Origin of the sequence: Shinella sp. BE166 (assembly GCF_051201095.1) — a bacterium.
GTDB lineage: Bacteria > Pseudomonadota > Alphaproteobacteria > Rhizobiales > Rhizobiaceae > Shinella > Shinella lacus.
The window spans coordinates 1-9408 of record NZ_JBPEHL010000047.1; the positions used below are offsets into that span (position 1 = coordinate 1).

General features: G+C 57.1%; 9 protein-coding genes and 1 pseudogene. 4 read left to right on the forward strand and 6 right to left on the reverse strand.

Translation table 11 applies throughout. The annotated features are described in order from the left end of the window. Positions 1-94 precede the first annotated feature (94 nt). Positions 95-907: pseudogene (locus J2Y63_RS34950) on the forward strand (SLC13 family permease); the annotation flags it as partial. A gap of 200 nt (positions 908-1107) precedes the next feature. On the opposite strand, the gene J2Y63_RS34955 reads toward J2Y63_RS34950, so the two are convergent. From J2Y63_RS34955 to J2Y63_RS34970, 4 genes are all read right to left on the reverse strand, one after another. Then, the gene (locus J2Y63_RS34955; protein ID WP_435269781.1) at positions 1108-2151 is read right to left on the reverse strand and encodes an ATP-dependent DNA ligase; all 1044 of its coding nucleotides are present in this window, start codon (positions 2149-2151) and stop codon (positions 1108-1110) included. 226 nt (positions 2152-2377) lie between these two features. Further along, positions 2378-2557 (reverse strand): DUF3606 domain-containing protein, encoded by a 180-nt coding sequence (locus J2Y63_RS34960; RefSeq protein WP_435269773.1) that lies wholly within the window; start codon positions 2555-2557, stop codon positions 2378-2380. A gap of 61 nt (positions 2558-2618) precedes the next feature. After that, entirely contained in the window at positions 2619-3506 is an 888-nt protein-coding gene (locus tag J2Y63_RS34965) for a DUF72 domain-containing protein (protein WP_435269774.1), read from the reverse strand. Positions 3507-3569: 63 nt separating this feature from the next. Further along, positions 3570-3965: a CBS domain-containing protein gene (locus J2Y63_RS34970; RefSeq protein ID WP_435269775.1), complete on the reverse strand. Its 396-nt coding sequence runs from the start codon at positions 3963-3965 to the stop codon at positions 3570-3572. 215 nt (positions 3966-4180) lie between these two features. Here J2Y63_RS34970 and J2Y63_RS34975 point away from each other — a divergent pair, with 215 nt between their 5' ends. After that, positions 4181-4315 (forward strand): hypothetical protein, encoded by a 135-nt coding sequence (locus tag J2Y63_RS34975; protein ID WP_435269776.1) that lies wholly within the window; start codon positions 4181-4183, stop codon positions 4313-4315. A gap of 316 nt (positions 4316-4631) precedes the next feature. Here the strand turns inward: J2Y63_RS34975 and J2Y63_RS34980 are convergent, their stop codons facing one another. Continuing rightward, entirely contained in the window at positions 4632-5006 is a 375-nt protein-coding gene (locus J2Y63_RS34980) for a response regulator (RefSeq protein ID WP_435269777.1), read from the reverse strand. Further along, complete coding sequence (locus J2Y63_RS34985; RefSeq protein ID WP_435269778.1) at positions 4897-6477, reverse strand: ATP-binding protein; 1581 nt, start codon at positions 6475-6477, stop codon at positions 4897-4899. Before J2Y63_RS34985 ends, J2Y63_RS34980 begins: the two co-directional genes overlap by 110 nt. Positions 6478-6665: 188 nt before the next feature. Here J2Y63_RS34985 and J2Y63_RS34990 point away from each other — a divergent pair. Further along, a protein-coding gene (locus tag J2Y63_RS34990) for an IS3 family transposase (RefSeq protein ID WP_435269779.1) occupies positions 6666-7885 on the forward strand; the annotation gives its coding sequence in 2 pieces (ribosomal slippage) (positions 6666-7008 and positions 7008-7885; 1221 coding nt in all). A 455-nt stretch (positions 7886-8340) separates the two neighbouring features. After that, complete coding sequence (locus tag J2Y63_RS34995; protein ID WP_435269780.1) at positions 8341-9399, forward strand: WD40 repeat domain-containing protein; 1059 nt, start codon at positions 8341-8343, stop codon at positions 9397-9399. Positions 9400-9408: the final 9 nt, after the last annotated feature.

Genomic DNA, 9408 nt, shown 5'->3' on the forward strand with positions numbered 1-9408 from the left:
CAACCCCTTGACCAAGTCCTGATCAGAAAACCATACTCAGAGGTGGCTCACTTCTCGGTGGAAAAACCGGCTCAGTTCTGCGTGGAAACCAACACTTATCGGCCTGAGCGCGAAAGACGTTTCGCTATTTGACAATACCGGTCTCAACCTTCTTGCGGTCAGCCGCCGTGACAAGCGTTTCACGGAGCGCCTGGGAGAAATCAAAATCCGCAACGGCGACGTCGTCGTTCTGCAGGGAGATCTGCAAGCCCTTCCCGATCTCTTGCGTGAATGGGGATGCCTGCCTCTCGTCGAGCGAGACCTGAAGCTGGGCAGTGCCCGCAACGCCATCCTCCCCGTCCTGATCCTTACAGCGGCGATGGGCGCAACGGCGTTCGGAGGTGTGCCGGTTGCGGCTGGATTTTTCGCGGCCGCATTCTTCATGGTCGTAAGCGGCTCTCTGCCGCTACGCGAGGTTTATCGCCACCTCGACGCGCCTATCCTGATCATGCTTGCAGCGCTGATCCCCATCAGCGACTCGTTGAAAACCACCGGGACGACGGACATCATTGCCAATCTGCTTTCGCGGACGGCGGAAATGCTGCCGCCCTACGGGGCGCTGGCGTTGATTATGGTCGCGGCCATGGCCGTCACGCCGTTTCTCAACAACGCGGCTACCGTTCTGGTTATGGCTCCGATCGCTGCGACCTTCGCGTCGAAGCTGGGGTTTGAGCCGGACGCATTTCTGATGGCAGTCGCCATTGGCGCCGGCTGTGATTTTCTGACGCCTATCGGCCACCAGTGCAATACCCTGGTGATGGGACCGGGAGGATATCGTTTTGGCGACTACGCCCGTTTGGGCCTGCCCTTGTCCTGCATCGTTCTCATCGTCAGCGTACCGATGCTTTTGCTTGTCTGGCCGATATAGACGTAGAGAACTCAATCGCTGGGCCGACGTGGTGACCAATGCATCGCTCGGCCCTGTAACTGGGTGGATGTGTTGGCCAGCGTCCTGATCTTATACGGATCCGTTCTCGTCGCCTCGCTTTATCCTGAAACCGACGAGGGAGAGTTTGCGTGGCGATGCGCATACCTGACAGGGCGACGCGTAACGCCGAGCCCACATGGTTAAAGCCCGATCTGGCTGAAATCGCACTGAGACGGCCTCTTGTCCGGTCGCCAACGCAGAAGCTTGGTTCCGTGCCGGAAGCGGCGGCCGGTGATCTGATCGAATTTGACTTCCACCACCAGTTCAGGTCTGAGAGGCTCCCAGTCGGAAGATCGGTCTGTCGTCCAACGGCTCGGTCCGCGAGGAGCCTTACCGGTAAATCCCGGAGCATCCCTCAGCGCTTCAAGTCTCGCCGTCAGTTCAGGCTTTTCGATGTCAGCAATCGCAGACGTAAAACCGACATGGTCGAGTTGGCCGTCATCGTTGTAAAGGCCGAGCAGCAGCGAACCGACCAACTTACTGTCTTTCTCATACCGAAACCCGCCCACAACGCAGTCCGCCGTCCGCAGGCGCTTGACTTTGGTCATCGCCCGCTCCCCAGATCGATAAGGTTCATCGATCCGCTTGCAAACCACGCCATCGGTATCCCCACCCGATCCGGAGAGCCATGTCTCCGCCACGCGCAAGTTCCTGGTCGTCGGCGAGATGATAAAGTGATCCGGATCGGCCTTGATCCCGTCACAGAAAACTTCCAAGCGCTCGCGGCGATACGCAAGATCTCTGTCCAGAAGTGGCGTGCCGTCCGTATCCATGAGCATGTCGAAGACGATGAGCCTGCTAGGGGTTTCTCGCGACAATTTGCGGATCCGGCTTTCGGCTGGATGCAAGCGCATCTGCAGAGCGTCGAAAGAAAGCTTCCCCGTCACCTCGATCACCAATTCCCCGTCGATGACGAAGTCAGTCGCCGGAAGACCGGCGAGCAACGCCACCATTTCCGGAAAATATCGGCCAAGCGGCTTTCCGGATTTAGCTCGAAGATCCACCGATGTGCCGTTCTTGAATGCGATACACCTAAAGCCATCCCATTTCGGCTCGTACTGCCAGCCTTCTCCGGACGGCAGCGCTTTAGCCAATTTGGCTTCCATAGGCTCCGTGGCGATGGACAAGCCATATGCTGCTGCATTTGAGTGATCGGGCGCGTTTGACTCGGCCACTGCTACCAGAGCCTCTTGGACCGGGCGTCTCGTGTGGCAACATGTACCAGAACCGCTGTCGACAGAAGGATGGTGGAGACCAGAGCCGCTATCGATAGCAATCCGCCATTGGTAATTCGAGCGCTCGCCTTCAAACCGGCGGTCTCGGTGAACGCCAACGAAACCTTCGCACGCTGACGTTGATTTAAAAAGCGCCCGTCACGAGAGCCGTCCGGCAGGGCAACCTCACGATGGCTCATCGTTTCTTCTCCAGATTGGCCTCGACTTTTGTACCGCTGTTGCCAACGTCCTTGACAGCACTTTTTACGACATCCTTTGTAACGCCCTCTTTTTTGGCTTCGTAGCGAACCTCCTGGTCCTGGCCGCCTGCGACGCGTGCCCGGTCTTGTGCTCTGCCTCTTTTGGTGCTCGACACGTCATCTTCTCCTGTTTGAAGAGTGAACTTCCCACCAATTTGGAAGTTCCACGCTGGCAAATCAGCCTTGGGGAAGCTCAAGCAGTTCTGTCAGGCGCGTAGCATTTTTGATGGAGTGGCCATCGCGATCGTTGTTGAAATAGGCCCATACGGTCTTGGCGCCGCTTCGCTTGATGCGGTCCACCCATACGATGAGTTCATCGTCCGTATAGTCATGGCGGTACCACTGCGTTGTCCCATGGAACCGGATGTAGATGTCGTCGGCAGTCCGAACCAGTTCGTCGGGCAACCGCGGACCACTGCAAGAACAGAAGATCACCCCTGCTTCCGTGAAGGCGTCAAAGACCTCCTCATTCCACCAACTCTTGTGCCGGAACTCAACGACATTCCTGCGTGAAGGGTCGACCTGCGACAAGATGGAATCCAGCATCGCGGGCGTATAGCGCACGCTTGGCGGAAGCTGAAAAAGGAAGCAGCCCATTTGCGGCCCGAGGAGGTCGGCGATATATCCAAAATCCTCGACAAGGATCCTTGTGTCCTCAAACCGCTTGATATGCGTGATGAGCTCGCAGACCTTGATGGTATAGACAAAACCCGGCTCGGCTTGACGGATCCAGGTCTTTACGGCTCCGATCGTCGGCCAGGAATAGAAGGGCGCGTTGAGTTCGACCGTCCTGAAATGGTCCTGGTAGATCGCGAAATACTCGCTGGACGGAACGTCGGCCGGATAGAATTTGCCCTTCCAGTGCCAGTAGTACCAGCCGGAGCACCCGATATGGACACCGCCCGCCACCTGATCCTCCATCGGATCATCAGCCGGCTTGGAATTGTCAAGCCGCAACTGGTGCATTTTAGCCGCTCGATCGATATTCGCGTCGCGCTGCTTCTGGCGACGTTCGGCGCGCCTTGCCCGTCGTGCTGCAACGTCTTCGGCGGTGCGCTCGGCCATTCTAACCGTCCCTTCGATATGATGAGCGAATGGCGTAAGACGGCGCGCGCTCGAATGATCGCATCACGAGTCCTGAGAGATTTCCTCGAGCGCTTCAGTCGCCAGATCGCCCTGATGCTCGATCGCTATGTCGCCAAGCGAGATGATGCCGGAAAGCTTGCCTTCGCCGTCGAATACGACGAGCCGGCGCATCTGAAGCTCGGTCATCCGTCTCGCGGCTTCGGCAATGTCATCGTCTTCCAGGCAGCTTTCGACCCCTTCGGTCATGACGTCGGAAACCCGCGTTAAGCCGTCCTTGCGCTCGGCAATGACGCGTATGACGATGTCCCGATCGGTAATCATCCCGACGACGACATCATCTTCGATCACCGGGATGGCGCCGCTGTCGATCTCGGACATCATTCGCGCCACGTCTTCCACTGTATCGGTCGGCTTCGCTGATATCACCTGGACCGTCATGAATTCTCTTACCTTCACACGTAGTCTCCCATGACCTCTATTTGATCGGTTTGCCAGGTAGCTTCTGGCCGCGCCCTCATTCCTCGGCGACAACTGATAACCTCCGGATTTGCGGACGGTTCCCTTCTTGCAAACCGTATTCAGACTGTTGCCGCTGCGCACTCGACGAACGTGCTTGGCAATGTTTTTATCGCGAAAGAGCGGGAGAGCGTCACATGGCTTACGAGTGGGATACGGCAAAGGCTCGAAGGGCGTATGTTTTGAAAATACTCGCTGCCTTGGGAGCGGCGGTGATCGTCGCCGGCTTCCCAGTTGCACTTCTCATGAATGCGATGTCGATCAGCAACTAATCTATTCTGGCCGACCGCTCATCTTGTCGGACCAATCCCGATAGATTGTTCAGGCGTCCGAACCGTGGTTGTCGCGACCGCAGCCTGCCCCATCCGACGGCTGAACTGCGTCGAGATCATCGGGGTTCTCATAAAAACCTGCGTTGCTTGCGAGCGTCGAGCGCGACGCGGCCGATTCCGGAGGCGATGATGATGCCAATCTGGGGTCTGAGTTCTCTCGCTCGCGCCGCAAGCTCCAACTCGAGCATAAGAGGCAGCCATGTAGCCCTGCATTGCGAGAGCGAGTTAAGTCGCTCACCTCACCGGTGTCCAAAGCTCAAGATCTCGTGGTTTGATCAAGCCGAACCACGTTCGTGAGATCCGGCAATCCCGGCCGTGAAACTGCAAGTGCGGCGGCAAGGTCCTTTGTCGCGAAGGGCTTCGTTAAAACCGGGCGAGACACCGCGGCTCCAGCTTCGAGCTTGTCGCTGTAACCAGTCATGAGAACGACGGGGAGCTCGGGCCTTCTGCGGGCGATTTCCTCGGCAAGCTCGATGCCGGATATTCCTGGCATCATGATGTCGCTAAGCACGGCTCCTATTTCAGCCCGGCTCTGCAACAGTTCGAGCGCTTCCGCTCCGCTGCGCGCCGTAATTATGTCGGCAACCAGCCCATCCAAGACGCGCCGACTCCAGAGAAGCGGGCGTGTCATCCACGATCAACAGACACTCTGGGAAATTTGCGTCCGCGGCGTCTCCGCCTGTCAGGCTCGGTGCCTTTGATTTCGGCAGCAGCAGCGTGAATGCGCTACCGTGGCCAGGAAGACTTGCCCCCTTGATGACGCCACCCGAACCTAGGGCGAATCCGTGTACCTGGGTCAAACCGAGACCGGGGCTTCTGTTTTCCTTCGTGGAGAAGAAGGGTTCAAAGATCCGCTCAAGGTCCGCAGACGAAATACCGCTTCCTGTATCTGTGACCGTTATCGCAACCGCTGGTCCTTGTATCCTCTTGTCTTCGAAAGATCCCTCCGAAACGTTGCGGGCGGTGATCGTGACCTTACCGCCGTTCGCCATGGCTTCCCGTGAGTTTGTCAGAAGGTTAATCAGTGCAATTTCGAGGCCAACCGGATCGGCATGGATCGGCCAGAGATCAGCAGGAAGGTCTACGTCGATCAAAATGCTATCGTTGAGGGCTTGGCGGAGAAGTGGGGCCATCTCCTCAAACTTGACTGGGAGCTCGATGTGTTCGGCGCCCTGGTTCGAACGCTTTGCGAATGACAACAGACGACGGGTGATGTTCTTTCCTCGGGTCAGTCCTTCTTTCATATGGCCAAGGAGCCGCGTGACGCGCTCCTCGTCGTGTCTGCGCCTCTCGATCCCTTCGACGCCGGACTGAAACACCATGAGGAGATTGTTGAAATCGTGAGCTGCCTGACCTGTCAGCTTCCCCAACGCATCCATGCGTTGCCAATTGGCGACTCTTTCACGCTCAGCAGTCCTTGCGCGCAGTTCGCGGTAAAGCAGCACGGTTGCCAGAGCACAAAGCAGCGCGATCACAGCCCCGGCTACGATGAGCAGCAGTATTGCCTGCTGGGCCGGGCGCACGTAGATCGCAGAAGGCAGCCCAACTCGCACCCGCCAGGGCGTGCCCTCGAGCGACGCACTGGCGGTCTGGAGACTGGATCCGTCAAACAACTGATAACGATCGCCTTCGACGCCAACGCCGAATTCGGAAGCGGGTCTCGCTTCAAGGTTAGACGCAGCGGTAGCGGCGACGAGCCGATCCTGACTGTCAGTGACCCAGGCCGACCAGCCTTTTGGAAGGCCGCTGTCCCTAAGAATGTTTGCGATCATCTCCGGGCGAATGACAGCCGAAAGAACGGCCTTTGTCCGGTTGTTGCGTTGGATGGGTACACGTACGGGGAAGGCAGCCTTCCCTCCTGACCCTATGACAACGTTTCCGACTACGCCGACGCCGGAATTCACGACCCGATCGTGGCTTTCCTGATCGACGACTTTACGCGATGCGGAAGTCGCGAGAGGTGGAAATGAAAGAACAACGTCACCGTCATCATTCGTGACCCGGATCTGTTCCCACTGAGGTGCTCTGGCCTTCAGGCGGCGAGCCGTTTCGGCAAAACTGCTTCTGGAGACAGGGAGATCGAGACGAGGTGACTCAGCCACGAGGGACAGAAGCTGGATCTGAGTCTCTAGGTCACGCTGGACGGCTGCAGCGAGCAGCGAAGCGCGATCCTGGATCCCATCCGCAATAGCCGTCTGCCGTTCACGAATGACAAACCAGTGAATTAGCCCCCGAAAGGCCCGGACATGCTCCCCCACTTAGTTAAGTGTGTAGGAGTAGTGTCGGCATTATGACTAACATCAAGCATAATATAGAGGTCCTCTCCGGGCCTGAACGACGGCGGCGCTGGAGCGCGGCGGAGAAGCTGGCCATCATCCAGGAAACCTATGAGGCGGATGCGACGGTGAGCATCGTCGCCCGTCGTCATGGCATTCAGCCGAACCAGTTGTTCGCCTGGCGCAGGTTGGCGTCGCAAGGTGCGTTGACGGCGACGGCCGCCGAAGAGGAGGTTGTTCCGGCATCCGAATATCGGGCGCTTCAGAGCCAGGTGAAGGAGTTGCAGCGCCTGCTAGGCAAGAAGACGATGGAGAGCGAAATCCTCAAGGAAGCCCTCGAAATCGCCGGAGGCCCAAAAAAACGGATGTTGCGCTCGATCTCTCTTCCGAGGGGAATTTTGGAATGAAGGCCGTCTGCGAAACTCTAGGTGTCGCCCGGTCGAATATCGCTGCGCGTGCCACAGCCTCCCTTTCCAGAGCCAGAGGACGCCCACCACTCCCGGATCGGGAACTGGTGGAGGATATCAAGGCCATCATCGCCGACATGCCCACCTACGGCTATCGGCGTGTCCATGCCATCCTGCGCCGCAACGCCCGGAAGGACGGGCGTTCGTGGCCCAATGCCAAGCGCGTTTACCGAGTCATGAGGCTGCACAATCTGCTGTTGGTGCGCCACACCGGAGCGGTCGATGATCGCCTCCATGACGGTCAGGTCGCTGTCGAACGTTCGAACATCAGATGGTGCTCCGACGGCTTCGAGATCGACTGCGACAACAAGGAGAAGGTCCGGGTCGCCTTCGCCCTCGATTGCTGCGACCGTGAGGCAATCGCCCATGTCGCCACCACTGAGGGCATCAAGAGCCAGGACGTGCAGGACCTCGTGATCACCGCCGTGGAGAACCGCTTCGGCCGCATCAACATGCTGTCCGAGCCCATCGAATGGCTCACCGACAACGGCTCGTGCTTCATCGCCAGGGACACCGCGTCCTTGCTCCGCGACATCGGCATGGAACCGTGCACGACGCCGGTGCGCAGCCCCCAATCGAACGGCATGGCCGAGGCCTTCGTGAAAACCTTCAAGCGCGATTACGTCGCGGTGAACCCCACCCCGGATGCCGAAACCGTCATGGCGCAACTGCCGTTCTGGTTCGAGCATTACAACAATCTTCACCCGCACAGTGCTTTAGGATATCAATCCCCGCGCGAGTTCATCAGCTCGCAATCTCAAGCCTGAGCATGTCCGGTCTTTTGGGGGCAACTCCACGAATGACAAACCAGCCCATCAAAGCGGCCAATACCAGCATCGGAATAAGAGCTGCGCAAAGCAGCAAAAACGCTGGTCTGGCTTTGATCAACGGACAGCCTCAAATTCAATGCCTGCTAATTAGTCTTTTATCGCAGCGGGGCAAGTTAAAGGAGACGGAATCTGTGATCATGCAGACAAATTTGGTGCAAAATGATTAAACCCAAACGCCTTGAAGGGATACGAAAACTCGCCAGAATGCTGCATCCGCGATGTAATTGGATTCGTTGCCGTTCAATCCGATTGATGCCGAGCAGCACGGCGATCATCCCCTCGATAAAAGCCGAAAATTCGATTGCAACGCTGGCGTGTTCAGATACCGTGCATACTGAAAGCGCTCTCGAATTTATGCGCTGTCTCCTTGGTGTCTCAGGAACAAGACCTTGATGCGCAAATTAGCCGATTGCTTGCTCCTCACATTGACCTTCCTCGTTTTGCTTGTGCACGGGTTCATCCCATCCTTCGCCCAGACCGCAGTCTCATTTGTTCCCCAGACCCCACATGCAGGCGGCATTGGATCAATCGCCTTCTCGCCGGATGGATCACTTCTCCTAACCGTAGGGGAAGATAACAGCATTCGATTGTGGGACGTCGCGGAGCAAAGTCTACTCCGCGTGTTCGTTGGGCACGCCGGTATTGTTCGTAACGCCGTTTTCTCTCCTGACGGGAAAGAAATCATGTCTCAGGCCCAAAATGAGGACTATTCGATTCGCTTTTGGGATGTTGAGACTGGACGACAGCTCGCCGCGGTCTACGATCGGGATAGCTATGCCCAGATCGCACCTTGGTCCGCTTACCTCGCCGGAAGTAATTCCTACGTCAGCCTCTTTGGTAGCCATGCAACAATTCGGTCGCGTGGATCAGATTCAATCAGGCACAAGCTGTTTGTTGCGCAGGGCGACTCGACAAGTGCGGCGGTTGCCCAATCAGGGATGCAGCTTCTCGTCGCCGACGAAACCGAGGGTGTGGGCGTTTGGGACACCCGTAGCGGAAAGAAAGTCGGATCTTTCGGACGGCTTTCGGGTATTCCGTTCGCAGCCTCCATATCACCCAACGGCAAGAAGTTTCTTATCGGTGATAATCAAGGCGCCACGTTTGAAGTCGACATAAAATCCAAAAAAAAACGTCTCGTTTCAAACCAACGCAATCCTGTCTATTTCAGCAAATACTCGCATGATGGCACCAAAATTATTACAGGGGACGCAGAAGGAAATGTCCAGATGTTGAGTGCCCCTACCCTAAAGACCTTGAAGAGATATTCAGGCTTGATTGGCACGATGGCGCTAAGCCCTCAAGCTAACATCCTTGCAGTGGGTTCGCCTGAAGGAATCAAAGTCGTTGACCTAGAGTCCGGCGATATGAATAGCCCCGAGTTTCGTAGACACCCTCGGGTTAGATTTTCTGCTGCTTCTCGAACTCGACGGGCGACAGCATCCCGTTCCTGACGTGTTTGC